Annotated in this window: 1 pseudogene; it reads right to left on the reverse strand. The window is 20.1% G+C overall.

Annotated elements, in window-relative coordinates:
- Window positions 1-361 (reverse strand): annotated as a pseudogene (locus tag EHV01_RS06525) (IS30 family transposase); the annotation flags it as partial.
- Window positions 362-509 lie beyond the last annotated feature (148 nt).

Consider the following 509-nt stretch of genomic DNA (forward strand, 5'->3'; position numbering starts at 1 on the left):
WMAAATGGAAACTTTTCATTATACTTTTTTTCATATTCAAAGATAATTAACATCGGTGAATAGCGTCTTTTACTTAAAATTTTTCTTATGTGATTTACAACTTTTTTCTAATTTTAGTATATTTTATAGATTTTTTTCTTTTCTTTTTATAATCATCATTCGCTTTTTTAGGATCGTATTCTTATTTAAGTCTTTTAGCCTCTAATCTAATAGTATTACGACTTTTATTCATTACTTTTCCTATTTTAGAATAATTAGGTGTGCCATTTTTCTTTTTAAATTTTTCGGATTCTAAATATTCTTTTAAATCATGTCTTTCTACTAAATTAAAATATTTAAATTTTTTCTTTTCTTTTTTCATAAGAAAACCTAGCCCTTTCTATTAAAATAGTTATACAATAAAAATTAAAATTTTGTTGACAATCTTTAATTTTGTCGAAAACTCTTGATATTTATAAAATATACCTAAAATTAGGTATATTTTTAATATATGGAGGTAAATAATAAAA

The sequence above is a fragment of the Spiroplasma sp. hy2 genome (genome assembly GCF_044714365.1).
Classification (GTDB): domain Bacteria; phylum Bacillota_I; class Bacilli_A; order Mycoplasmatales; family Mycoplasmataceae; genus Spiroplasma; species Spiroplasma phoeniceum.